At 50.2% G+C, this 22,115-nt stretch carries 25 protein-coding genes; 13 read left to right on the top strand and 12 right to left on the bottom strand.

Features of this window, described 5'->3' with window-relative positions; genetic code table 11:
• The first annotated feature begins 104 nt into the window (after positions 1-104).
• Positions 105-578 (top strand): thioesterase family protein, encoded by a 474-nt coding sequence (locus tag P2G88_RS06215; protein WP_275794902.1) that lies wholly within the window; start codon positions 105-107, stop codon positions 576-578.
• 334 nt (positions 579-912) lie between these two features.
• Here the strand turns inward: P2G88_RS06215 and P2G88_RS06210 are convergent, their stop codons facing one another.
• Positions 913-1,401, bottom strand: coding sequence for a DUF1579 domain-containing protein (locus P2G88_RS06210; protein WP_275794901.1), 489 nt, complete (start codon positions 1,399-1,401; stop codon positions 913-915).
• A 462-nt stretch (positions 1,402-1,863) separates the two neighbouring features.
• Between P2G88_RS06210 and rarD the strand changes: the two genes are divergently transcribed.
• Complete coding sequence (gene rarD, locus P2G88_RS06205; RefSeq protein WP_275795076.1) at positions 1,864-2,778, top strand: EamA family transporter RarD; 915 nt, start codon at positions 1,864-1,866, stop codon at positions 2,776-2,778.
• Here the strand turns inward: rarD and uvrD are convergent.
• From uvrD to metJ, 3 genes are all read right to left on the bottom strand, one after another.
• Complete coding sequence (uvrD, locus tag P2G88_RS06200) at positions 2,775-4,946, bottom strand: DNA helicase II (protein WP_275795075.1); 2,172 nt, start codon at positions 4,944-4,946, stop codon at positions 2,775-2,777. The two genes, rarD and uvrD, sit on opposite strands and share 4 nt — an antisense overlap.
• 100 nt (positions 4,947-5,046) lie before the next feature.
• The gene (locus tag P2G88_RS06195; RefSeq protein WP_275794900.1) at positions 5,047-5,508 is read right to left on the bottom strand and encodes a cupin domain-containing protein; all 462 of its coding nucleotides are present in this window, start codon (positions 5,506-5,508) and stop codon (positions 5,047-5,049) included.
• A gap of 150 nt (positions 5,509-5,658) precedes the next feature.
• A complete protein-coding gene (gene metJ, locus P2G88_RS06190) occupies positions 5,659-5,985 on the bottom strand; it encodes a met regulon transcriptional regulator MetJ (protein ID WP_275794899.1) in 327 nt (108 codons plus the stop codon).
• A gap of 155 nt (positions 5,986-6,140) precedes the next feature.
• Here metJ and metF point away from each other — a divergent pair, with 155 nt between their 5' ends.
• Both metF and P2G88_RS06180 read left to right on the top strand, forming a co-directional pair.
• Complete coding sequence (metF, locus tag P2G88_RS06185; protein WP_275794898.1) at positions 6,141-7,031, top strand: methylenetetrahydrofolate reductase; 891 nt, start codon at positions 6,141-6,143, stop codon at positions 7,029-7,031.
• 33 nt (positions 7,032-7,064) lie between these two features.
• The gene (locus P2G88_RS06180; RefSeq protein WP_275794897.1) at positions 7,065-7,949 is read left to right on the top strand and encodes a virulence factor BrkB family protein; all 885 of its coding nucleotides are present in this window, start codon (positions 7,065-7,067) and stop codon (positions 7,947-7,949) included.
• Between the two features lie 17 nt (positions 7,950-7,966).
• On the opposite strand, the gene P2G88_RS06175 is transcribed toward P2G88_RS06180, so the two are convergent.
• Together P2G88_RS06175 and P2G88_RS06170 are read right to left on the bottom strand one after the other, a co-directional pair.
• Positions 7,967-8,602, bottom strand: a complete 636-nt coding sequence (locus P2G88_RS06175; RefSeq protein WP_275794895.1) for a DUF2959 domain-containing protein — start codon at positions 8,600-8,602, stop codon at positions 7,967-7,969.
• Complete coding sequence (locus P2G88_RS06170; protein WP_275794894.1) at positions 8,602-8,835, bottom strand: hypothetical protein; 234 nt, start codon at positions 8,833-8,835, stop codon at positions 8,602-8,604. Before P2G88_RS06170 ends, P2G88_RS06175 begins: the two co-directional genes overlap by 1 nt.
• A gap of 97 nt (positions 8,836-8,932) precedes the next feature.
• Here P2G88_RS06170 and dtd point away from each other — a divergent pair, with 97 nt between their 5' ends.
• Positions 8,933-9,370, top strand: a complete 438-nt coding sequence (dtd, locus tag P2G88_RS06165; RefSeq protein WP_275794893.1) for a D-aminoacyl-tRNA deacylase — start codon at positions 8,933-8,935, stop codon at positions 9,368-9,370.
• A 9-nt stretch (positions 9,371-9,379) separates the two neighbouring features.
• On the opposite strand, the gene P2G88_RS06160 is transcribed toward dtd, so the two are convergent.
• Positions 9,380-10,009 carry a hypothetical protein gene (locus P2G88_RS06160; RefSeq protein WP_275794892.1) on the bottom strand — a complete coding sequence of 210 codons (630 nt, stop codon included), beginning with the start codon at positions 10,007-10,009 and terminating at the stop codon, positions 9,380-9,382.
• Positions 10,010-10,216: 207 nt separating this feature from the next.
• Between P2G88_RS06160 and P2G88_RS06155 the strand changes: the two genes are divergently transcribed.
• Positions 10,217-11,140: a bifunctional GNAT family N-acetyltransferase/thioesterase gene (locus P2G88_RS06155; RefSeq protein WP_275794891.1), complete on the top strand. Its 924-nt coding sequence runs from the start codon at positions 10,217-10,219 to the stop codon at positions 11,138-11,140.
• Positions 11,141-11,194: 54 nt separating this feature from the next.
• Here P2G88_RS06155 and rpoH read toward each other — a convergent pair whose 3' ends face one another.
• Together rpoH and P2G88_RS06145 are read right to left on the bottom strand one after the other, a co-directional pair.
• Positions 11,195-12,046, bottom strand: coding sequence for an RNA polymerase sigma factor RpoH (rpoH, locus tag P2G88_RS06150; protein ID WP_275794890.1), 852 nt, complete (start codon positions 12,044-12,046; stop codon positions 11,195-11,197).
• A 162-nt stretch (positions 12,047-12,208) separates the two neighbouring features.
• A complete protein-coding gene (locus P2G88_RS06145; RefSeq protein ID WP_275794889.1) occupies positions 12,209-12,541 on the bottom strand; it encodes a hypothetical protein in 333 nt (110 codons plus the stop codon).
• A gap of 636 nt (positions 12,542-13,177) precedes the next feature.
• On the opposite strand from P2G88_RS06145, the gene P2G88_RS06140 reads away from it, so the two are divergent.
• The 4 genes from P2G88_RS06140 (at position 13,178) to P2G88_RS06125 (ending at position 17,806) form a co-directional block, all read left to right on the top strand.
• The gene (locus P2G88_RS06140; protein ID WP_275794888.1) at positions 13,178-14,614 is read left to right on the top strand and encodes a HAMP domain-containing sensor histidine kinase; all 1,437 of its coding nucleotides are present in this window, start codon (positions 13,178-13,180) and stop codon (positions 14,612-14,614) included.
• Entirely contained in the window at positions 14,607-15,155 is a 549-nt protein-coding gene (locus tag P2G88_RS06135) for a hypothetical protein (protein ID WP_275794887.1), read from the top strand. The genes P2G88_RS06140 and P2G88_RS06135 overlap by 8 nt, the downstream gene beginning before the upstream one ends.
• On the top strand, positions 15,145-16,503 hold the full coding sequence (locus P2G88_RS06130; protein ID WP_275794886.1) for a sigma 54-interacting transcriptional regulator: 1,359 nt from the start codon (positions 15,145-15,147) through the stop codon (positions 16,501-16,503). Before P2G88_RS06135 ends, P2G88_RS06130 begins: the two co-directional genes overlap by 11 nt.
• 76 nt (positions 16,504-16,579) lie before the next feature.
• Complete coding sequence (locus P2G88_RS06125) at positions 16,580-17,806, top strand: HDOD domain-containing protein (protein WP_275794885.1); 1,227 nt, start codon at positions 16,580-16,582, stop codon at positions 17,804-17,806.
• A gap of 20 nt (positions 17,807-17,826) precedes the next feature.
• Here the strand turns inward: P2G88_RS06125 and ftsX are convergent, their stop codons facing one another.
• Genes ftsX through ftsY form a run of 3 tightly spaced genes read right to left on the bottom strand, consistent with a single transcriptional unit; the run spans position 17,827 to position 20,639 of the window.
• Positions 17,827-18,807, bottom strand: coding sequence for a permease-like cell division protein FtsX (gene ftsX / locus P2G88_RS06120; RefSeq protein WP_275794884.1), 981 nt, complete (start codon positions 18,805-18,807; stop codon positions 17,827-17,829).
• A gap of 18 nt (positions 18,808-18,825) precedes the next feature.
• The gene (ftsE, locus tag P2G88_RS06115; protein ID WP_275794883.1) at positions 18,826-19,524 is read right to left on the bottom strand and encodes a cell division ATP-binding protein FtsE; all 699 of its coding nucleotides are present in this window, start codon (positions 19,522-19,524) and stop codon (positions 18,826-18,828) included.
• Positions 19,521-20,639, bottom strand: coding sequence for a signal recognition particle-docking protein FtsY (ftsY, locus tag P2G88_RS06110; protein WP_275794882.1), 1,119 nt, complete (start codon positions 20,637-20,639; stop codon positions 19,521-19,523). Before ftsY ends, ftsE begins: the two co-directional genes overlap by 4 nt.
• An 86-nt stretch (positions 20,640-20,725) precedes the next feature.
• Here ftsY and rsmD point away from each other — a divergent pair, with 86 nt between their 5' ends.
• Genes rsmD through P2G88_RS06095 form a run of 3 tightly spaced genes read left to right on the top strand, consistent with a single transcriptional unit; the run spans position 20,726 to position 22,110 of the window.
• A complete protein-coding gene (rsmD, locus tag P2G88_RS06105; protein ID WP_275794881.1) occupies positions 20,726-21,313 on the top strand; it encodes a 16S rRNA (guanine(966)-N(2))-methyltransferase RsmD in 588 nt (195 codons plus the stop codon).
• Entirely contained in the window at positions 21,313-21,684 is a 372-nt protein-coding gene (locus tag P2G88_RS06100) for a diacylglycerol kinase (RefSeq protein ID WP_275794880.1), read from the top strand. The genes rsmD and P2G88_RS06100 overlap by 1 nt, the downstream gene beginning before the upstream one ends.
• A gap of 45 nt (positions 21,685-21,729) precedes the next feature.
• Entirely contained in the window at positions 21,730-22,110 is a 381-nt protein-coding gene (locus tag P2G88_RS06095; RefSeq protein ID WP_275794879.1) for a VOC family protein, read from the top strand.
• Positions 22,111-22,115 lie beyond the last annotated feature (5 nt).

Below are 22,115 nucleotides of genomic sequence, written 5' to 3'. Positions count from 1 at the left end.
ACTGGGCGCCTAGTGTAAAGGAAGCTGCTGGACGGTGCCAGGCGCTTGCCAGCAGCGAATATACTGGCAAACTCAAGCCCTTGAATTATAAAAGGAGTCTTTGTATGGCTGAAGAAGCATTATTTACCAGCCAACAGCTTTGCGAATATGTAACCGACTTGTTTCGCGACAGGTTGCCCTTTAATCGCCTGCTGGGACTACAAATCAGCCAGTTCGACGGTGAGGGGGTGGAAGTGCGCTTGCCCTGGGACGATAAATTAATGGGCAATCCCATCCAGAAGATTCTGCATGGCGGCGTCACGGCCTCGGTACTGGATACTGTAGGTGGGCTGATGGCCATTTTGCATGTAGTTAGGGACCTTCGCGAAGTCAGTCTGGAAGACTTTCACCGAAAACTCTCCAAGATTGGCACCATCGATATGCGTATTGATTATCTAAGGCCCGGCAAAGGCTCGGAGTTTATCGCCACCGCCAGCGTGATCCGCAAAGGCAGCCGCGTCGCGGTTTGCCGCATGGAACTGCATAACCAGGACGGCGAACATATCGCCTTCGGCACCGGCACATATATGGTGGGGTGAAGAGCGGTTGTCGGAGACAATCGCGAGTGATTTAACATCACTCGCGAAGCGATGAACGACGCGCCGTGGATGGCGCGGCTGGGCGCAGTCCCACGGACGGGTGACAGCTCGGACCCAACACCGACCGGTATGCCTGTGGCATATCGCAGCGCGATTTACGGAACTATTTCGCCAGGAGCGAAATAGAACAGCGCAACTGGCCCGCAGGGCGTAAGCATGGATGCCGTAGCAGGGCTTTCGGTGGAGTAGAAAGCGCCGCCCAGAGGCTTACCTAGGTGAACGTCATCATGGATATGAACATTACCATTTCCTGCACTTCGCCACTGACAACGCCCTAATTCTTGGGAGAAAATTCCATTATCCAATTTGTTTCCCAGGTTTCACCATTATCTTTGGAAAACGCCTGTTCCCAAGTGGGCTTTTTGGGGTCACTCGAGTTCCAAAGAAACCTTATTTTTATTGGCGTGTCATTGTAGATTTCATCTGCATAGAAACGTCCTACTCCATCGGAGAACTTGCCAACCACGGGCGTATCCAGTGCGCTTGGGCATCGACCATCAAGCCACCAAATTGACCACTCACCTGTTTCAGAATTATATGAACGAACAGCTTTTGCTCTTACTGAGGAATCAGGGAAATGAAGTTTGACATCTTCGATATTTCCAAAACCACCAAGGGTATGAACCGTTGAAGATAATCCGCTAAATTCAATCCATTCTTCACCGCCATTTAGAATATCCTTTAAACGGCGATGCTTTACATTCCAATCACCAATTATGAAGTCAAAATCTTGCGGTGCATTCGGCTCTAAATCCAGCAACATATTATTACCTTAAGTATTGTTTTTCTTTCAGAGCACGATAACACAGACACTGTTCATGCATACAGTTAAATTTGATAGCTTGGCACTCTCTCAGGTGGCTAACAATTCAATGTTCTAGCCAATAGGTGCATACCAGAATCACTTAGGAGAGTGATTCTCATGAGGCAAATGACTATTCCTTGCGCATAGCTGTCTGTCAGACTGGGTAGAAGCATCAGGAAAGAAGCAAGGGTTAAGGATAAACCGCATCCTCTCCCCCATTTAGAAAATCCTGTCCCTGGTTATTTTGTAAAAATCAAAAAGCATAACAATGCCGAATGTCGTTAGCGGCTGACCTAAGACACCTAACGCACGGCATAACAGTAGATAAGTTTTGCTAATGGCAAGCCATAGCAGCTTTTGTTTGCACCATTGCCCCTGATGGCGGATATTGACGCCCTGTCCGCTTATGCTTCCAACACTATGACCGACCGTAAAGCCCAAACCGGCGTGCTCCTCGCTATCGCTGCATACAGCATGTGGGGCGTTGCGCCTATGTATTTTAAGATGCTGTTGGAAGTGCCAGCACCCGATATCCTGCTGCACCGTATTGTTTGGTCAGCGCTTATTCTGGTGGTGCTGGTGGTGTTGCTGGGACAGATCAGTAAAGTTCGCCAAGCTGTGGCCAATCCCAAGGTGATGAAAATATTGCTGATATCCGGCTTATTGCTGGCCGGAAACTGGTTGCTGTTTATCTGGGCGGTGAATAACGATCATCTGCTGGATGCCAGCCTGGGATACTATATTAATCCCCTGTTGAATGTGGCCTTGGGCCGACTATTCCTTGGCGAGCGGTTACGCCGTTTGCAAAAATACGCCGTAGGCCTGGCCGTTGCCGGAGTGTTGATTCTGGTGGTGTCTTTTGGCCAGGTACCCTGGATAGCGCTGGCGCTGGCCGGCAGTTTTGGTGTGTACGGGCTATTGCGTAAACAGGTGGCGGTGGACTCCTTGCCGGGGCTGATGCTGGAAACCCTGCTGATGATGCCTTTTGCTATCGTTTACTGGATATGGTTTGCCAGCCCCGCCAGCAATATGCTGGAAAATGACATGGCACTGAATATCACCCTTATCTGCGCCGGTATTGTCACCACTGCACCACTACTGTGCTTTACCGGCGCGGCGCGGCGCATTATGTACTCCACTCTTGGCTTCTTTCAGTATATCGGCCCGAGCATCATGTTTGTGCTGGCGGTATTGCTATACAACGAGCCTTTGCATCAGGAACGGCTGCTCACCTTTGCTTTGGTGTGGAGTGGCCTGGCGCTATTCAGTTTCGACTCTTTGCGCCATTTCCGGCAAAACCGTAAGGCACAGAAGGCCGCGCTGGCTCGCTCCTAACATGCACTCAGACGGGCGTAGGCCAGTACCAACCACTTGCTGCCTACGTCACTGAAATTCACCTGTACCCTGGCGTGTTCACCGCTGCCTTCGTAGTTAAGCACGGTGCCTTCGCCGAATTTAGGGTGCATCACCCGTTGTCCCAGGGTAAAGCCGGTGGATTCAAAAGCCGTATGCGAAGTGGCCGGCTGGAAACGGTTTTGCACCGGCCGGCTGACCTGGGTTTTCCGTAGGCGTATCTCTTCGATACAGTCTGATGGGATCTCACGGATAAAACGCGATGGCGTATGGTATTTGTCCTGCCCGTAAACCCGGCGACTTTCCGCATAGGTGATAATGAGTTTTTGCATAGCGCGGGTCATGCCTACGTAGCAGAGCCGACGTTCTTCTTCGAGACGTCCCGGCTCCTCGTTGGTCATCATGCTTGGGAACATTCCTTCTTCTACACCGGCGAGCACCACCAAGGGGAACTCCAAACCTTTAGCGCTATGCATGGTCATCATCTGCACGGCATCCTGATGGCTGTCGGCCTGGGTTTCACCGGCTTCCAGTGAAGCGTGGGCCAAGAAGGCGGCCAGGGGCGTCATGCCTTCGGCATCTTCCGGGACTTCGTATTCTTTACAGGCACTGACCAGTTCTTCCAGGTTCTCAATTCTGGCCTGCGCCTTCTCGCCTTTTTCGGCCTGGTACATGGCATACAAGCCGGATTGCCTGATCACCTGATCGGCTTGTTTGTCCAGCGTCAAGCCGGGCATCTCTTCCTGTAGCTTAAGGATCAGATCCACAAAGCTTTGCAGGGCATTGGCGGCTCTGCCGGACAGGCGCTTTTCGCGCAGCATCAGCATGGTGGCTTGCCACATGGATTGTTCGGTTGCCTTGGCCGCTTCGCGAACCTGCTCCAGGGTGCGTTCACCTATGCCACGGGCGGGGGTATTGACCACACGTTCGAACGCGGCGTCATCCAACGGCTGATTGATCATACGCAGGTAACCCAAGGCATCTTTGACTTCCTGGCGTTCGAAGAAGCGCAGGCCGCCGTAAATCCGATAGGCTAGGCCCTCATGCAGCATGCCTTCTTCCAGTACCCGCGACTGGGCGTTATTGCGATACAGCACGGCACAATCGCTGAGCGCGCCGCCTTGCTCGTGCCAGGCGCGAATTTGCGAGACCACAAATCGGGCTTCGTCGGTTTCATTAAAGGCTGCGTACAGAGAGATGGGTTCGCCTTCGCTACCCTCGGTCCAGAGCTTCTTGCCCAGGCGCTCATGGTTGTTTTCAATGACGGCATTAGCGGCTTTGAGGATTCGCCCGGTGGAGCGGTAATTTTGCTCAAGACGGATGGTCAGGGGATCTTTGGCATCACGCAAAAAGTGCTGAATGTTGTCTACATTGGCGCCGCGCCAGCCATAGATAGACTGATCGTCATCGCCCACAATCATCATATTGTTGCTGTCGCAGCTAAGCAGGCGCAGCCAGGCGTATTGAATGTTGTTGGTATCCTGGAATTCATCCACCAGAATGGCGCGAAAGCGCTGCTGATAATGCTGCAGGATGCGCGGATGATTGACCCAGAGTTCGTGGGCGCGCAGTAAAAGCTCGGCAAAATCCACTAAGCCAGAGCGATCGCAGGTGTCCTGATAAGCCTGGTAAATCTCGCGCATGCGAGTCTGGATGGCATCGCCATGGGTTTCGATATGCTGGGCGCGCAGGCCTTCGTCTTTGTTGCCGTTGATATACCATTGCACCTGCTTAGGCGACCAGTGCTTCTCATCCAGATTAAGGGCTTTTAACACGCGGCGGATCAAGCGGTGCTGATCGTCTGAGTCCAGAATCTGGAAATTCTCCGGCAACCCGGCTTCCTGGTAATGGGTACGTAGCAGACGGTGGGCAAGGCCATGAAAGGTGCCTATCCACATGCCCTGTAAAGAGGTGCGCATCAGCGCCTCTACCCGGCTGCGCATTTCCCGGGCAGCCTTGTTAGTAAAGGTGACCGCCAGTAAGCCATAAGGAGAGATCCCCTCTACATCCATCAACCAGGCCATGCGATGCACCAGCACCCGGGTTTTACCACTACCGGCACCGGCCAGCACCAGCATATCGGTGGGCGGAGCGGCTACGGCCTGGCGCTGTTTATCGTTGAGGGAATCGAGAAGAGCGGACACATCCATTGGCAAAATCGGTCTGGTGGACAATGGCCGCAGTATACCAGCTGACCTGTGTTTTTATACAGAGAATTGCCCATTGCAAAAAGCGAAGTGCCCGAGGTATTCACAGGAACATACTTAGCTGTGGATGATGTTGGCGAATAAAGTAATCCAGCTGGGATTGGGGCTGGATAAAATTAAAGTCAGCGAAATCAAATCCCGGTGCCACCGAACAGCCCACCAAACTGTACTCACCGGTGCTTCGCGCGGCCTGGTAAAGTCCCCCTTGCACTACCCAACAGTAATCTGGCTGACCCGGACCGAGCTTAATATCATTTACGCTGTGTCCGTCTGTTTCGTGCAATAACAATGGGGCGCCGGCGTAAAAGTTCCAAACTTCATCATGACTAACCCGGTGGAATCGGCTGACGTCACCCGCTTGCAGCAGATAATAAATATGGGTCAGCGCTTGTCGCGGTTTGCCATTTTTGGGTGACAAGACCTTCTCTTGACTGCGATAAACTTCCCGGTAGTAGCCGCCTTCAGGATGAGGCTTTAGTCCAAATGCTTGAATAAGGGATTCCATACCTCTCCCGCATAACACTGTTGATGTTCCAAGGTGTTAGCTTAGTCCAGCATGTTGCCAAGACCTTGGCAAAGAAATGGTGCGTTTTGGTTAATCTGTCGATATAAATTAAACAGAGTTCGGAGCGCCAGGCGCTCCGATTCGGGGATGTCAGTCTTGCTCGGTTTCCAATGCATCCACATCGATGCCCATGGATTCCATAATGGCGCGGGCCTGAGCGGGGATCTTTCTTGGATTGTCTTTTTGCAGATCAGCGTCATTGGGAAGCGGCTGGCCGGTAAAGGCATGCAGGAAGGCTTCGCATAACAGCTCCGAATTGGTGGCATGACGCAAATTGTTTATTTGTCGGCGGGTACGTTCATCGGTAAGCACCTTGAGTACTTTCAAGGGAATGGAGACGGTGATCTTTTTGACCTGCTCACTTTTCTTACCGTGTTCGGCGTACGGGTGAATATATTCGCCGTTCCACTGGGCCATACAATTGCCTTTTCGTTTTATGTTAGAAGGCGAAATTCTAACTGTTGCAAAGATTCAGTCAATCATGGATGCCTAAACATCTTGATGTCTGGACAGAAGATGGGTAGATTTGGACGTCTAAACGTCCATAGGTCTAATTTTAACAGGAGCACCATATGGTTTCCTACGCCCAGGGTATTGATGCGCTGAACCAATCCATGTCTGAACTGCGCAATATCTCTGTTTCCTTTGAGTTTTTTCCACCTAAGACCGAGCAGATGGAGAAAACCCTGTGGCATTCGGTGCAGCGATTGGCACCCTTAAAGCCATCCTACATGTCTGTGACCTATGGTGCTAACAGTGGGGAGCGTCATCGCACTCACGAAGTAGTCAAACGGATTCAGGCACAGACCGGGGTCGCCGCTGCACCGCATCTTACCTGTGTCGATGCCAGTCGTGATGAGCTAATTACCATTGCCAAAGACTATTGGCAGGCGGGTATTCGCCGTATTGTGGCGCTGCGCGGTGATCTTCCTCAGGGTGTGAACAAAACTGATTTTTATGCGGTGGATTTGGTGAAGTTATTAAAGGATGTGGCCGATTTCGATATCTCGGTGGCGGCTTATCCAGAAATTCACCCAGAGGCGCCCAATGGACAATTCGATCTGTTAAATCTTAAACGTAAAGCCGAGGCGGGAGCCAATCAGGCCATTACCCAGTTTTTCTTCGATGCCGAAGTGTTCTTGCGCTTTCGTGACCGCGCCGCAGCGGCCGGCATCGATTTGGAAATCGTGCCTGGTATTTTGCCGGTGACCAACTATCAGACCTTGGTCCGTTTTGCGCAGATGACCAACGTGCATGTGCCCAGCTGGTTACACAAGATGTTTCAGGGCCTCGAAGAAGGCGACCAGACCACCCGTAACCTGCTTGGTGCCAGTATTGCCATGGATATGGTCAAAGTGCTGGCCAAAGAGGGGGTCAGAAATTTTCATTTCTACACCCTAAACCGATGTGAGCTGAGTTACGCCATTTGCCATATGTTGGGATTGCGCGCGGATCCGGAGTAAACTGTATTTTAAACAGCGAGTTAGGAGTGCGGCGTGGCAAAAGTGGATAAGCAGGTTCAGGCGCGAATCAAGAGCCTCGGCAACAATGCCTGGTTGTTGATTCGGCGAACTCTTAAACGGTGTCAGGAAGACCAAATTGCCGTATCCGCCGGCCATCTAGCCTATGTGTCGTTGTTGTCATTAGTGCCCTTTATTATGGTGTTTTTCACCATTTTGTCAGCCTTTCCGGCCTTCGGCTCTGCCAGCAGCAAGCTGGAATCCTTCATCTTTGAAAACTTTGTGCCTCATGCCGGTGGGGTGGTACAGAAATATGTCAGTGAATTTGTCGGCAATGCTTCGCAAATGAGTGCGGTCAGCATACTGGCGCTGGTGGTAGTGGCATTACTGCTCATTTCTAATGTGGACAAGACCCTGAACCGGATCTGGCATACGCCCAGCGAAAGACGCCCGATTTTTACTTTTGCTATTTACTGGATGGTGCTGACACTGGGCCCGCTGCTGATTGGGACTGGCTTGGCTATCAGCTCTTATTTAGTGGGGCTGGCGGCCTTTGCCGAAGAATATACGCCGGGGATCACCACAGTGTTATTAAAGCTGGTGCCGTTTATGACCTCCTTAGGTGCGTTTTTCCTGCTCTATATGATTGTTCCCAATAAAACGATTCGCTCGCGTCATGGTGCCGCAGGGGCGCTACTGGCGACCTTGTTGTTTGAGTTATCAAAAAAAGGCTTTGCCGTGTATGTCAGTAGCTTCCCTTCTTATCAGGTTATCTACGGCGCACTGGCGGCGGTTCCCATTCTGTTTGTCTGGGTGTATTTATCCTGGATGGTGGTGTTGCTGGGTGCAGAGTTTACCGTGCAGGTGGAAGCATTATCCGAGGAGAAGCAGCCTGCCGACTATGACGGGCAAGAGCCCTAGCAAGGCTAGGGCATCATTTATTGTTGCATGCTGGCGATAAAGTCATTGGATTGCGCAATAGACTTATTCATTTCTTTAATTAGCTGCTCAATCTCACGCTTGATGCCGCTGAACTCGCCTTGCAAGGCTCCGATGGCGCTGGCATTGAGGTTGTGCTTTAGATAAAGCACATTGTCATTCAACGCAGTCAGCACCGGCGCCATTTTGCTTTCTGTCTTGCGTAAGGTGCTTAACAGCTTCTGATAGCGATTGCGTGTTTCTTTGAGCTTGCGACTACTGTCACGGCGCAACTTTTCATTGCTGTACTCTTCAAGCTCCTGCTGCCATTCATCGAAAAGGGCTTCTGCTACGGACTCTACCTTGTCGATACGCTCGGAGACTCGCTTTGCCGATTCTTCGCTGGCTTCATACTGGGCCTTCAGGTCGTCATAGACATCCTGTAACTGGCCGCCGTCAAATTGGATCAGCTGGCTGAACTGCTCCAAGGCAGAACTGAATTGTTGCTGGGCTTCTTGCTGAGCGTCTTTGGCTTCTTCAACTCTGTCCACAAGAATATCGCGCTTCTCAATGCCGACCTTCTCCATGGCGGCATAGTAGGCCGATTGACAGCCGCCGAGTGTCAGCGCAAAGATGAGGGCAATCAGGGCCCGCATCAGTCACCGCCTTTGAATTTGGCGGCATCCACAATCGACCACAAATGCAGGATGGCACCAGGGACCCACATGAAAATTAAGATCACTGTGGCCGCTAAGGCATAACAGCCTGAAACCAGAATAAAAAACAGCAATGCCGCCAGTATTCTGCCCTGTACCAGCTGGCCAAGACCTGGAATAAAAAAGCTACAAATCGCCGCCAGTACATTACCGCCTGAACCTTGACCCGACATGAATTTCTCCTTGATGCGTTAATTTTCTTGTATCAGTAATAGCTAAGTTAATTCAATTGGTTAGCATAGACAACATTTGCCATTAGCTGGAGAGCGCATGATCGGATTAATTCAACGTGTCACGGAAGCCAGGGTAACGGTGGCCGGCGAAACGGTAGGGCAAGTCGGAAAGGGTTTATTGTTACTGTTAGGAGTAGAGAAACAAGACAATCAAGCCACAGCCAAACGCCTTTGTGAAAAGGTGCTCAATTACAGGGTGTTTTCAGACGAACAAGGCAAAATGAACCTGAATCTGCAGCAAGTTGGTGGGCAATTGTTGGTTGTATCGCAGTTCACTTTAGTGGCCGATACGGGGAAAGGCACCCGACCGAGCTTTTCCAGCGCCGGTGAGCCTGGACAAAGTCGCTTGCTGTATGAGTATTTTGTGCAACAGGTCAAAGCCCAAGGTGTGGATTGTGCCACGGGGCGCTTTGGTGCAGATATGCAAGTGGCCCTGGTTAATGATGGACCGGTGACTTTTTCCCTCAAGGTCTAGATTCGGGGGTTAGTCTCGGGCAAGAACTAAACAGCTCAAGTCGACCCCAAGGCGTTCGGCGAAATCCAGCAGGTTCTTTCCGGGCTTTAGGCTGGGCAAGGGTTCTCTAGACGAAAATAACACCATATTGCGATAGCCGGGGACTCGGATCACCTTGGGTGGGTGTCCGCTTGCTTGTAAAAGGGCAGACGAGAGCCCAAGCAGACTGACATCCCTGCTGGGGAGCAGGTTGATCATTAACAAGCCATGTTGATTAAGGACATTGAAGCAGCTTTGGTAAAACGCAGTATCGGCTAAAAATACAGGCGGTTGGTTTTGATCAAATAAGTCCAGTAACAGGAGATCCTGAGACTGAAACTCACCGATGGCATCTCTGGCATCTGCGTGTCGATGGATGACCGGCAAGGCTGAAGGATTGAAATATTCTGTAAAGCAGTGAATGATGGTCTGGTCGTATTCGATGCTGTTCCACTTGGCTTGTTGAAAATGCTGCAATAAAAAGCGGCCAAAGGCCCCACCGCCAAGACCGCATTCCAGCACCTGCTGAGTTTGAGGTCGCAGATAAAGGCCCAGGGCTAAGGCATGCAGATGAGGAAGCACCAAACGAGAAGGATGGTGCAGGTCCATCACTGATTGCACGGTTTGCCCAAGACATAACCATCGATAATGCGCATTCTGGCAAACGGAGAGCTTTTTATCCTGATGCCAATAGAGCAACTGCGCTTGATGTAATTCTTGCTCCAGTTGAAACAGAAGAAGGTCCTTGATGTGGCCGTCTGAAACTAGATTTTGCCGCCTGCAAGCAAATTAGTGAAGCAGAGTTCGTCTTGGCGCTGGGAGACATGTATGTATAGGGTTGAAACCCCGGTCACAGAAGAAGATTTCGAGAAATACTTTCAGTTTCGCTGGGTGATGTTGCGCAAGCCCTGGAATTATCCTCCTGGCTCAGAAAAGGACGAATACGAGCAAGTTGGTCACCATCGTATGGTTACCGATGCGAGTGGTCAGGTTGTGGCCATCGGCAGATTACATTTCAACACCCCGGAGGAGGCTCAGCTTCGACATATTGCTGTTCATCCGGACTATCAGGGCAAGGGATTGGGCAAGCTGGTGGTGTCGGCACTGGAGTCTGTGGCCAGAAGCGAAGGGATCGAGCGGATTGTGACCAACAGCCGTGAGCTATCAACGCCTTTTTTCCAAAGTTGTGGCTTTGAGGTGGTTGGTGAGGGTACCACAGAGTTGGGCCATCTTAAGCGCGAACAAATGGTCAAAAAGCTGACCGAAATGAATGCCGTCATGCTGCACCCTAAGTGGTGTAAAGAACTTCAGGAAACCTGGCACCAAGCCATCCCCATCAGTGAACAGATGGGGATAAAGCTTTATCAGTACAGTGGCCGAACCCTTGAAGCCCGCGCATCGCTGAATAAAAACATCAACCTGCATGGCACTATGTTTGCGGGAAGCATTTTCTCGCTGGCTACCCTGACGGGCTGGGGGATGTTGTTTCTGTTGCTGAAGGAAAAAGGTCTCAAAGGTGAAATTGTATTGGGAGATGCCAATATTCATTACCATAAACCTGTGACGATGCAGCCCCGGGCTATCTGCCAGATTGAATCTTTAGATGGCAAGTTTGAACCGCTCAGTAAAGGCAAGAAGTGCCCCTTTCGGTTAATAGTGGAGCTCCACGATCAGCATCACCCGGTGGCCGAATTTAAAGGCGTGTATTGGGTGCTGCCGGTAGAAGATACTTCAGAGCAACCCAAGCACTAGCAACGAATACAAAAAAGGGCGCCGTTGGCGCCCTTTGCAAATTCGCTTTTAGCCTTAAGCCATAGCTGCCTGAAGTTTCTTCATGGCATTCTTCTCTATCTGTCGCACCCTTTCGGCAGACACCTGGTACTGATCTGCCAAGTCCTGCAATGTGGCCTTGTCGTCAGCCAACCAGCGGCATTGAATAATATGCTGGCTGCGTTCATCCAGGGTTTTGATGGCAGAATAAAGGCGCTGAGAAGCATTGTCTTCCCAATTAGCGTCAAGCACTTCAGACTCTACATCTGCGCTCTTGTCTTCAAGATATTGCACAGGAGCGAAGTTGCCTGTTTCGTCATCGTCGGCAGACAAATCAAAAGACTGATCCTGACTGCTCATACGCGCTTCCATCTGAAGCACTTCTTTGGTGCTGACACCTAATTCGTCAGCGACCTGTTGTACTTCTTCATGGGTAAACCAACCAAGGCGTTTCTTGGCCTTACGCAGATTAAAGAACAACTTGCGTTGTGCTTTGGTGGTGGCCACCTTCACAATTCGCCAGTTGCGAAGTACGAATTCATGAATTTCGGCTTTGATCCAATGCACCGCGAAAGACACCAATCTCACCCCGACATTAGGGTCAAATCGTTTCACTGCCTTCATCAGGCCGATGTTACCTTCCTGGATCAGGTCGGCTTGAGGTAGGCCGTAACCAGCGTAGGACTTGGCTACGTGCACAACAAAGCGCAGGTGGGACATAATCAGCCTGCGGGCCGCTTCCAAATCACCTTCATTATACAGGCGTTCAGCCAATTGACGTTCTTCTTCCGCGCTCAGCATATTAATGCTGTTAACGGCCTGGATATAAGTCTCCAGACTACCTGTTTGAGGAACGCTAAGTGCCATCGACTGCATATTTGTGCTCATCTATCACCTCTTAAAATCAACCGGCCCAATATAGCACTGCCTATTTTCCAGCGCCAGCGTATGATCGCCTTTCAGCTACGCAAAACAGACCATGAAAGATCTAAAAGGTTCCTAAGCGCCGATGCAAGATAATCGGGCTTAGGCCGCCCCTCACTGGCCTAATTACTTGACCAGCCTGATATTGGGCTGTGGTTCGGCTTTTTCAATAAGCTTAATGGAACGAGTGCGTCTTGTGCCGTTTTGAAATCTGTCGTAACGAAATTCTTTGGCATCCATCATCTGCGCAAAATCCAGAAAGGCGTCCATGTCTGAACGGTTCAAAGATTCATTGCCCTTGCTCAGTTGGCTGTCTACGTAGACTTCATCACCATTAAAAGTCATGTGTGCAACCGCATCATAGGGCGCACCAAACTCGTCAACTTTAATGGCTCTCACCATTTTCACTTCAAATATCCAGCCACCGACTTGAATGTAGCGCTTGCCGTCGTTGTTCATATATCCCCCGATGTGAGTGTGTTACAGGTACAACGTCGTTCGCCTTTTATGTCAACCATCAAAAAGCAGCAAAGCACCCCTGGTAAAAAAGGGACAACCCACTCTTGAGCTGCACTAAATTTTGCCGGCATCCGGCCGCGGGAGGTTTTTCCTGAACGATGAAACGCCATCTCTAATCCTGAGTGGCGTCAGGCTTAAGCTGCTCTGCCACCGGGCCTGATTCTTACCTAGTGCAGAGCATTCGGCAAGTCCTTTACCGAACAAATGCTTAATTCTATTATCGACAGCATGTGGCTAATGTTTAATCAATTCGAGACGTTGTTTCCAAATAAGCTTTAAGCGTTTTTTGTGCCAACGATGAAAAGCTAATAAATACAATGTATTAGCTGTGTTCTTTGAAAAATTTATTTTAAAACTGTCGCTAATTGGCAACAGTTTATCCAATGCTTTATGGATTCGAAAATATGAAACTAAGAAGAAGAGGAATTTATTCTCATAAAAACAAATACATAAAAATATATCAAAAGCATTTACTCATTGTCGCCAATCGGCGACATCAAACGCAAGACTAATTAATTATGCGCTTCACATAGTACTATGGCGCTCCTAAAGCAGGTTAAAACGCAACAGGATGTGATGAAACCTTTTTCCCCTTTCTCTTTTCGCGCTCTGACACTTTTGGGATTTGGCTTGGTTAGTTTGCCAATACTACTGGCATTATTGATGGCGCTGATTCGCGTAGACAGACTGACGATGCAGGTCACCAATGCCATTGAAGATGTCTCTGTGCAGGTAAACCAAAGTCGCCAAGCCCTGCAACTGTTGCAGAGTATGCAACGAAGTGTCAGTCAGTATTTAGTGTTGGATGACGAGGTTTTTTGGCACGGCTATCTAAATTTGCGGCAAGATTTTTTAGCTTTGATGGATGCAATGTTGGTCAATGCCGCTGAGCCAATCGCGCCGGCTGTGGAAAATCTGATGTCTTCTGAGGGTGAGATCCATGGCATGTTGAAAGCCAACGCCTTGCAGTCGGTAAGTGATATTCAACAGCATTACACTGGGTTGTTTAAGCAGACCGAAGGCTTATTGAGTCTGAGCAATCAACTTGTAGATGAACGTATCGCTCAGGTGGAGAATAGTGCCAGTTTACTCAAAGGCACAATGATGCAGTCGTTACTTGTTATCCCTATCAGCTTGTTCATTGCACTACTCTTTATCCGTTTGATAAACAGGCCACTCAATGAACTCAAACCTCAGATAAGGCGATTGGAGTCGGGGGATTGGCAGCGGCCTGTTGAGGTCACCGGGGCAAGCGATATCAGGGAAATCGCTTCAATACTTGACGCCATGCGCCAACAGCTGAATGTGCTCGAAAGCCAAAAGATCTCGGTGATCAGAAGTATTTCACATGAGCTTAAAACGCCCCTTGCGGCTATCAGGGAGGGGGCCGAACTTCTTTTTGACGGCACAACCGGGTCGTTAACAAACACGCAGCAAGAAGTAGTTGATATTGTGCGAACAAGTGCCGATCGTCTGCAGCGTTTAATCGATGATCTTTTGAATTTCAACAGGTTACTATTGGATAGTCGCCCCGATATGCTGCGGCCTTGCGCCCTGTTGGCGGTTTTACAAAGTTTACATGAAGAGAGAAAACTGGAATTTCAATCCAAACAAATCCAATTCCAGCTTCCATTAATGGATTATATTGTGCGCATTAAGCAGGACCATCTGCGTCTTATACTTGATAACTTATTGTCTAATGCCCTGAAATTTTCGCCTATTGGAGGCGTTATTAAAGTGGATTTGCAAAAAGGAACAGATAACTGGCGGCTATCAGTGGTCGATCAAGGACCAGGTGTCGCCCCTGCCCATCAGGAGCAAATTTTTGACCCCTTTTTTCGAGGCGCAGTGCAAGCCGAGGCGAAGATCAAAGGCAGTGGTCTGGGATTGACCTTGGCCAAAGAAATGGCCAACAAATACCAAGGCGATATCGCCGTTGGCAATACCCAGCAAGGCTGTTGCATGGTGGTGACGTTGCCGATTGGCTTATTGGAGAAGTGCTCTGATGCTTAATCCAATTAAGCCGTTTTTGCTCTTAAGTACATTGCTTTTGTTGTGTGGCTGCCAATCCATTGGCGTTGAAGGTCAGGATACAGCGCAGGGGACAGAAGAAAAAGTAAGTGCCTACTATTTATCTGCCCATTTATTTAATGATGTCGAGCTACGGGAAGAGGTAGCGTTACAGCAACGACTGCTGGTGCTCTCCGACGACGCCAGGTGGCGACTAGCCATTTTGCATAGCCGGCCAAACTCTCCGGTTTACGATGTTAAAACAGCGCTCAATCATCTTACTGTGGCTCTGGAGCGACCAGCGTTAGCAAAAGCAGGATTACTATGGTCGCTGCATGACCAGTTGACGTCGTTGGCTGACATGCAACAGCAGCTTGCCAACACCAAACAGCAGTTAAGCCGTGAACAAAAGAAGGCGCAGTCCGCCATATCCGCATATGGGAATCTTCTTAACGAGAAAAATGCGTTGGAACAGCAATTGCAACAGATCAAGGCAATTGAACAATCTATTTTGAACAGGACGATGACTGGCAATGAGCAGTGATAGCAGAGCAGGACGCATTCTGGTGGTGGACGATGATCCTGCCCTACTCAAGCTTATCTGTATGCGTTTAGAGGGCGCCGGCTATCAGGTGCAACCTGCGCAAAACGGCCGGCAGGCCATGGGAATGCTAGAGAGTTTTAAGCCCCATTTGCTGATCAGTGACTTATGTATGGAGGGTATGGATGGGATGGCGCTCTTTGAAGCGAGTCGCAAAAGAATCGCCAACTTACCGGTGATGATTATGACGGCCCACGGAACCATTCCTGATGCTATCGAAGCCACCAAAAAAGGGGTGGTGTCCTACCTCACCAAACCGTTCGACAGTCAACACTTGTTGTCACAAGTGGCTGAGGCTATTCAATTCAATCCCGTCGCCTTTAGTGACAAGGGGCAGCACGGGAATATATGGCGGGAAGGGATTATCAGTCGCAGCAGTATTATGGAGGAACTATTGGCACAGGCCTGGCAAGTGGCTGGTACGGATGTCAGCGTATTGATCAGCAGCCAAAGCGGTACGGGTAAGGAACTGCTTGCCAAAGCCATCCATCTCGCCAGTCATCGTAAGGACAAGCCTTTTGTGGCAGTTAACTGTGCCGCTATTCCCGAGTCCTTGCTGGAATCAGAGCTGTTCGGTCACATGAAGGGTGCCTTTACCGGAGCCGCTAAAGATCACAAAGGACTGATCCAATCTGCTGATGGCGGCACCTTGTTCCTCGATGAGATTGGCGATATGCCGCTTACCTTCCAGGTGAAATTGCTGCGGGTTTTGCAGGAGCGGGAGGTGCGTCCGGTGGGCAGCACAAAGTCATCTCCTGTGGATGTGCGACTGATCAGTGCCACCCACAGAGATTTAGAGCAAGCCATCAGTAGTGGCGAGTTCAGAGAAGATCTTTACTACCGCATCAATGTTGTGGAATTGCGCTTACCGAGGTTGGCACAACGACGTGAGGATATCCCCTTACTGGCCAGCCATTTTCTGGCACAGGCTACCAACCGCGGACGACAGACGGTGAAAGGTTTCAGTAATGAGGCGATGGAGCTTCTGATTTCGGCGCCCTGGCCAGGGAATGTGCGGCAGTTGCAAAATGTGGTGGAGCAAACGGTGGCATTGTGCACTCAAGCACAGATCCCTGTTGAGTTAGTGCAACGGGCTCTGCGCGAGAGAGATAGCGTCATGCCGACATTGGCGGAAGCAAAAGATGAGTTTGAGCGTCGCTACCTGGCAGATCTGCTGCGCACCACTGACGGTAATGTTACGCAGGCTGCACGTATCGCCGGGCGTAATCGCACAGAGTTCTATAAGCTACTGGAAAAGCATCATTTATCAGCGGCTTCGTTCCGCAATTAACTGGACAAAGCGACCATCGCGAAACACAATGTTTTGACTGCCAGCAAGACCGAAATTCAGTTTCTGGAGGTCAGCATTGATAGATTCCAGTTATGCCTTTGTCGCCCGTCAGGCTATTTTTGACGACAAGCTGCGTGTGCATGGCTATGAACTGTTGTTTCGGGATGGTGAGAAAAACTGCTTCCCCGATATTCCTCCTGACGAAGCCACCTCTAAAATATTGGCCAACAGCCATCTCAACCACGGCTTGGATGAATTAACCGGTGGTCGCAAGGCCTATATTAATTTCTACGAAGACACTCTCTTATACCGCTTCCCCACTTTTCTCGATCCTACCAAGGTCGTTATCGAAGTGTTGGAAACGGTGCCTATTAGTGATGAGCTATTACGGGCTTGCCGGCATATTCGGGGTTTGGGTTACCAAATGGCCCTGGATGATCATGACTTCGATCCAAAGTGGGATGTGTTTTTACCCCATGTGGACGTGATAAAGGTCGATGTGCTTGAAAACGACTATGAGACCACCGCTGCCAATATGGAAAAGCTGCTTAAGGCCAAGGTGAAACTAATAGCCGAAAAGATTGAGACCAGAGAAGAGTTTGAACGCTACCGCGACCTCGGCTTTCATTATTTTCAGGGATACTTCTTTGCGCGGCCGGAAGTGATCCGCAAACGGGCCTTGCCGGTGTCCAAAATGAATTTGGTCGAGCTTATTAGTGCCAGTTCCTCAGCCAATTTTGACTTTAATCGTATCAACAACATCATCGAACGTGATGTAACGCTCTCCTACAAGCTTTTGCGTTTTATCAACAACCCCATATTCAACAAGCGTCAGCAGATTTCGTCGCTTCGTCATGCCCTGAATTATATGGGCGAGGTGGAGCTGAAGAAGTTCATCGCTTTGATGACACTGGCCAACTTAAATGATGAAAAGCCTACTGAATTGCTGCAATTGTCATTAGTCAGGGCCAAGTTCTGTGAGTTGCTGGCCAGGGCGAAAGGCGAGGATGAAAACCCACCCAAAGGCTTCTTGCTGGGGATGTTTTCACTACTGGATGCGCTTTTGGATCAGAGCATGAGCGATGTGATGGCCAACTTGCCTATCCTGGAAGAGATAAAAACAGCGCTATGCTCCAATGAAGCTAAATTGTCTAACTACCTGCAACTGGTTAAAAGCATTGAGCAGGCTAACTGGCAAGAGACGGAGCGTCTGGTGAAAGCCCTGGCCTTGAGTGATGCCGAAGTCGCTGCGTTTTATCAGGAAGCCTTGGAATGGGCACAGTCTTTCCAAGGCATGCTCTGACAGGGCAATTGAACTGAGGCCTATTTGGGCTCAATGGCTCTGATATGTTTGTGTACTGACAGTAATGAACCGGCCAGGCCCAGAAAAATAGACAGTGCCAACATCAACAGCAATGCCTGCCCGTGCAAGCCCTGCACCTGGAATTCCACCTGATACAGCGATGCCACCCTGGTGATGCTATCGCTCAGCCACCACAGTAACAGCGCTACTGTGATCCAGGCCAATAAGCCACCGAGAAAGCCATACCAAAATCCGGTATAGAGGAAAGGGCGCTGGATAAAAGCGTCAGTGGCGCCCACCAGTTTCATCACCAGGATCTCATCTCGCCGACTGAGAATATTCAGCCTGATGGTATTGCCAATAATCAGGGCTACCGCAAGGAACAGTAGCAACGCCACTACTGACACCATCTCTTTGGCAATAGACACTATGCCGTGCAGCCGTTCTAGCCATTGGATGTCGATTTGGCCGACCTCCACTTCGCGTTCCTTACGCAGTTTGTCCAGCAGCATACCGGCGGCAGTCGGGGAGGTATGACGCTTATTGGGCTTTACCAGAATGACATGGGGCAGAGGATTGCTGTCCAGGTAGTTAAGGGCATCACCGAAGCCGGAAAGCTGTTTAAATTCCTGCAACGCCTGGGCCTTGTCGATATGGACCAGTTCATCCACTTCAGGCCACAGCTTTAAACGCGTCATCAACTGCTGAATGTCGCCCTCTGATGTGGACTGATGCAAAAACAGGGTGATTTCAGACGCTTGTTCCCAACCTGCGCTCACTCTTTCGGTGTTTTTAAGCAGGATGTAAAGGGCGCTGGGCAAGGTGATACTCAGCCCCAGCACGGCAATGGTCATCAGCGAGGAGCCAGGCGAGCGCCATAGCTCTCCAAGGCTGGCAAGGGCCTGGCGTACATGGCTGATAAAAAACATCAGCAATCGCTGCACTGGTGAAATCTGCGAGCGCACCGCACCTTGACTACGGCCTTTAAATAACAGGCTCATTTAATCTCTCCCACAATGTCAGACAGTTGGCGCATCATCACTCGGCCAATCCTCAGTCAGACCATCGGTAATCATCTGGCCTTTCTTTAAGGTCAGTGTGCGATAGCGCATTCTGGCAATCAGTCCCAGATCATGGGTCGCTATAAGTACGGCAACACCGGCCTGATTAAAGCTCTCAAACAGGCGCATAATTTCCATGGAAAGCTTCGGATCCAGGTTACCGGTAGGTTCATCAGCCAGTAGCAATGGCGGCTTGTTGACAATGGCACGGGCAATACCCACGCGTTGCTGCTCGCCACCCGATAAGGCCAACGGAGAGCTTTTGATTTTATCGGCCAGACCGACCATCTCCAGCGCCGCTTGTACCCGCTTACCTATTTCTTTGTGGGAATAGCCTTCAATCACCAGGGGCAGGGCCACATTGTCAAATACCGACCTGTCCATCAACAACTGGTGGCTTTGAAAAATCATGCCGATATCGCGGCGGATATAAGGGATTTGTCGACGCTGGATAAGATTCAGGTCATGACCGTTTATCAGCACCTTACCCACAGTGGGGCGTTCCATAATGCTGATTAACTTGAGCAGAGTACTTTTACCTGCACCCGAATGGCCGGTCAGAAAAGCCATCTCTCCGGGGGAGATATGGAAGCTGACCTGACGCAGCGCCTGTTGTCCACCCGGGTAGGTTTTGCTGACTTGCTCAAAGCGGATCATGCAGACGTTTTCTCGGTAAATAAGGCATCCACAAATTGGCTGCTGTCAAAAGGCCGCAGATCTTCGATACCTTCTCCCACCCCAATGTAACGGATGGGCAAGCCAAATTGGTCAGCCAGGGAGAAAATCACGCCGCCCTTGGCGGTGCCATCAAGCTTGGTCAGGCATAGCCCGGTCAAGCCCACGGCCTGATTGAAAATGCGAGCCTGGCTAATGGCATTTTGCCCGGTGCCGGCATCCAGCGTTAGCATGATTTCGTGGGGCGCATCGGCATCCAGTTTTTTCATTACCCTGACGATTTTTTTCAGCTCTTCCATCAAGTGTTCTTTATTCTGTAAACGCCCGGCGGTGTCGGCAATCAGCACATCCACTCCGCGGGCTTTGGCAGATTGTAAGGCATCGAAGATCACTGATGCACTATCGGCTCCGGTATGTTGCGCGACCACGGGAATATTGTTGCGTTCCCCCCAGGTCTGTAACTGTTCAACTGCTGCGGCCCGGAAGGTATCACCCGCTGCCAACATCACGTTTTTGCCCATTTGCTGAAACTGACGGGCAAGCTTGCCGATAGTGGTGGTTTTACCAACACCGTTAACACCTACCATCAGGATCACAAAGGGACCGTTTGCGCCTTCCAGCGCCAACGGCTTATTTACCGGCTCAAGCAGTGATGACATCTGTTGCTTCAGCAGTTCATAGAGTGCTTCGCCATCTTTAAGTTGCTGCCGGTCGGCGTGCTCGGTGAGTGACTCTATGATCTTGGCCGTGGTGCTGATGCCCACATCCGCGACCAGTAGCTGAGTCTCCAGTTCCTCAAACAACTCATCATCAATTTTCTTGCCTTTAAACAGGCTGACGATACCACTGCCAAGGTTGGCACTGGTGCGGGACAGACTTTGGCGCAATTTACTGAAGAAACTGGCCTTACTTTCTTCGGGGTCAGCAACGGAGGGTGCTGATTTTTCCTGAGGTTGGCTCGGCTCATCAGCCGTTAGCTCGGCCTTGTTAACTTCAGCATCATCGTTGACGACTTCTGCTTGGGGGGCTTGTGAATCAGATGATTCTTGTTCCTGAGGTGGTTTTTCTTTGTTAAACCAGCCGAAAAACTTAGACATGGGCGTTGGGAATCCTTGGAAAATCGTTGGGTTATCAGCGAGGGCCGATTAGACTGTGGCCATCATAGCATTTCTTGAATTGACAAATGAAGCAAGCAGTAACAAGGAAAGGCTCCGTTGGGGCTATTCGTATTATTGCCGGCCAATGGCGTGGCCGAAAACTACCGGTATTGGAGAAGGAAGGATTACGTCCTACCACTGATCGTACCAAAGAAACCCTTTTCAATTGGTTGGCCCCTTACATAGACAATCGAGTATGCCTGGATGCCTTTGCCGGTAGCGGCAGCCTGGGATTTGAAGCGTTATCCCGTCGCGCCGCTAAGGTGACTTTTGTGGAGCAGGATCGTCAGGTTGCCAATCAACTGCAAAAGAACCTTGCTACCTTGGGTCTTTCGGCTGATCAAGCCAGGGTCATTCAGGATAATCTTTTAAGCTTCTTACATGGTGCTAAAGAGACTTACGGTCTGGTTTTTCTTGATCCTCCTTTTGGTAAAGGATTATTGCAAAAGAGTATCGATGTGCTGGAACAACAAGGATTACTTTCAGAAGGGGCGCTGATTTACCTGGAGTGCGAAGTCTCACTACCCTTATCTGTCCCTGCAAATTGGCAACTGTTAAAACAAAAGCAAACCAAGCAGGTGAGCTATAGTCTGTATCTCAAAGAGACACTCTGATGGAAAAACCCAACGGCTCAGGGCTTACCCGAATAATGCGTGCCACATTGTGCTCAAGAGACGGCATAGTCTATGCCTATCGAAATGAGGCGGCATTCAGGCAGGAGTTACTTTTATGTTTGCTCCTGATCCCCTTGGCCTTGTGGCTCACCACTGAGCCAGTGGAATTGATATTGTTGATTTGTCCGCTGATTCTGCTGCTCGTTGTGGAATGTATCAATAGTGCCATTGAAGCGGCCATCGACAGAATCAGTTATGAGCGTCATCCACTCTCCAAACAGGCCAAAGACCTGGGTTCGGCCGCGGTTTTTTTTACCATGCTGATTATTCTGGTGTGCTGGCTGGCCATCGCTTTGCCGAAGGTTCTGTAGTGAGTTTCGAGTCGGGCTTTTGCTGTCACTAAGAGGATATCAGTCATGACTGCCAAGCTTTCGAGTATTCGTCAAATCACCCTGACCGTCAGCAACGTGGATGCTGCTCTGGGGTTTTATCGGGATCTCCTGGGGTTGGACTTTTTATTCAGCGCGGGAGCCAACCTGGCCTTTTTGGATGCAGACGGCATTCGCATTATGCTCAGCACCCCGCAAGGGGCAGGTGAAGTAGGCAAAAACTCGATTCTGTACTTTAGGGTGCAGGATATTGAGGGCACTTATAAGGATTTTGTTGCCCGTGGGTCAAAAGGGGAGCGGCCCCCCGCTTTGGCCGCCAAAATGGCCGACCATGACCTATGGACCGGCTTTTTAAGGGATCCCGACGGCAACCTGCTGGGACTGATGGAAGAGAAGTCCCCGGTCTGATTGTG

Origin of the sequence: Aliiglaciecola sp. CAU 1673 (assembly GCF_029223185.1) — a bacterium.
GTDB lineage: Bacteria > Pseudomonadota > Gammaproteobacteria > Enterobacterales > Alteromonadaceae > Bowmanella.
The sequence above is the reverse complement of the archived record's forward strand: the minus strand, read 5'-3'. Positions and strand labels throughout refer to the sequence as shown.

Excerpts from the sequence above, each read along its gene's own strand:
- ftsY (WP_275794882.1), bottom strand. The coding sequence starts at position 20,639 with ATGTCTAAGTTTTTCGGCTGGTTTAACAAAGAAAAACCACCTCAGGAA.
- P2G88_RS06095 (WP_275794879.1), top strand. The coding sequence starts at position 21,730 with ATGACTGCCAAGCTTTCGAGTATTCGTCAAATCACCCTGACCGTCAGC.
- uvrD (WP_275795075.1), bottom strand. The coding sequence starts at position 4,946 with ATGGATGTGTCCGCTCTTCTCGATTCCCTCAACGATAAACAGCGCCAG.
- rsmD (WP_275794881.1), top strand. The coding sequence starts at position 20,726 with ATGAAGCAAGCAGTAACAAGGAAAGGCTCCGTTGGGGCTATTCGTATT.
- metF (WP_275794898.1), top strand. The coding sequence starts at position 6,141 with ATGGTTTCCTACGCCCAGGGTATTGATGCGCTGAACCAATCCATGTCT.
- P2G88_RS06215 (WP_275794902.1), top strand. The coding sequence starts at position 105 with ATGGCTGAAGAAGCATTATTTACCAGCCAACAGCTTTGCGAATATGTA.
- P2G88_RS06135 (WP_275794887.1), top strand. The coding sequence starts at position 14,607 with ATGCTTAATCCAATTAAGCCGTTTTTGCTCTTAAGTACATTGCTTTTG.
- rpoH (WP_275794890.1), bottom strand. The coding sequence starts at position 12,046 with ATGAGCACAAATATGCAGTCGATGGCACTTAGCGTTCCTCAAACAGGT.
- ftsX (WP_275794884.1), bottom strand. The coding sequence starts at position 18,807 with ATGAGCCTGTTATTTAAAGGCCGTAGTCAAGGTGCGGTGCGCTCGCAG.
- rarD (WP_275795076.1), top strand. The coding sequence starts at position 1,864 with ATGACCGACCGTAAAGCCCAAACCGGCGTGCTCCTCGCTATCGCTGCA.
- P2G88_RS06170 (WP_275794894.1), bottom strand. The coding sequence starts at position 8,835 with ATGTCGGGTCAAGGTTCAGGCGGTAATGTACTGGCGGCGATTTGTAGC.
- P2G88_RS06130 (WP_275794886.1), top strand. The coding sequence starts at position 15,145 with ATGAGCAGTGATAGCAGAGCAGGACGCATTCTGGTGGTGGACGATGAT.
- dtd (WP_275794893.1), top strand. The coding sequence starts at position 8,933 with ATGATCGGATTAATTCAACGTGTCACGGAAGCCAGGGTAACGGTGGCC.
- P2G88_RS06175 (WP_275794895.1), bottom strand. The coding sequence starts at position 8,602 with ATGCGGGCCCTGATTGCCCTCATCTTTGCGCTGACACTCGGCGGCTGT.
- P2G88_RS06195 (WP_275794900.1), bottom strand. The coding sequence starts at position 5,508 with ATGGAATCCCTTATTCAAGCATTTGGACTAAAGCCTCATCCTGAAGGC.
- ftsE (WP_275794883.1), bottom strand. The coding sequence starts at position 19,524 with ATGATCCGCTTTGAGCAAGTCAGCAAAACCTACCCGGGTGGACAACAG.
- metJ (WP_275794899.1), bottom strand. The coding sequence starts at position 5,985 with ATGGCCCAGTGGAACGGCGAATATATTCACCCGTACGCCGAACACGGT.
- P2G88_RS06145 (WP_275794889.1), bottom strand. The coding sequence starts at position 12,541 with ATGAACAACGACGGCAAGCGCTACATTCAAGTCGGTGGCTGGATATTT.
- P2G88_RS06155 (WP_275794891.1), top strand. The coding sequence starts at position 10,217 with ATGTATAGGGTTGAAACCCCGGTCACAGAAGAAGATTTCGAGAAATAC.
- P2G88_RS06210 (WP_275794901.1), bottom strand. The coding sequence starts at position 1,401 with ATGTTGCTGGATTTAGAGCCGAATGCACCGCAAGATTTTGACTTCATA.
- P2G88_RS06140 (WP_275794888.1), top strand. The coding sequence starts at position 13,178 with ATGAAACCTTTTTCCCCTTTCTCTTTTCGCGCTCTGACACTTTTGGGA.
- P2G88_RS06100 (WP_275794880.1), top strand. The coding sequence starts at position 21,313 with ATGGAAAAACCCAACGGCTCAGGGCTTACCCGAATAATGCGTGCCACA.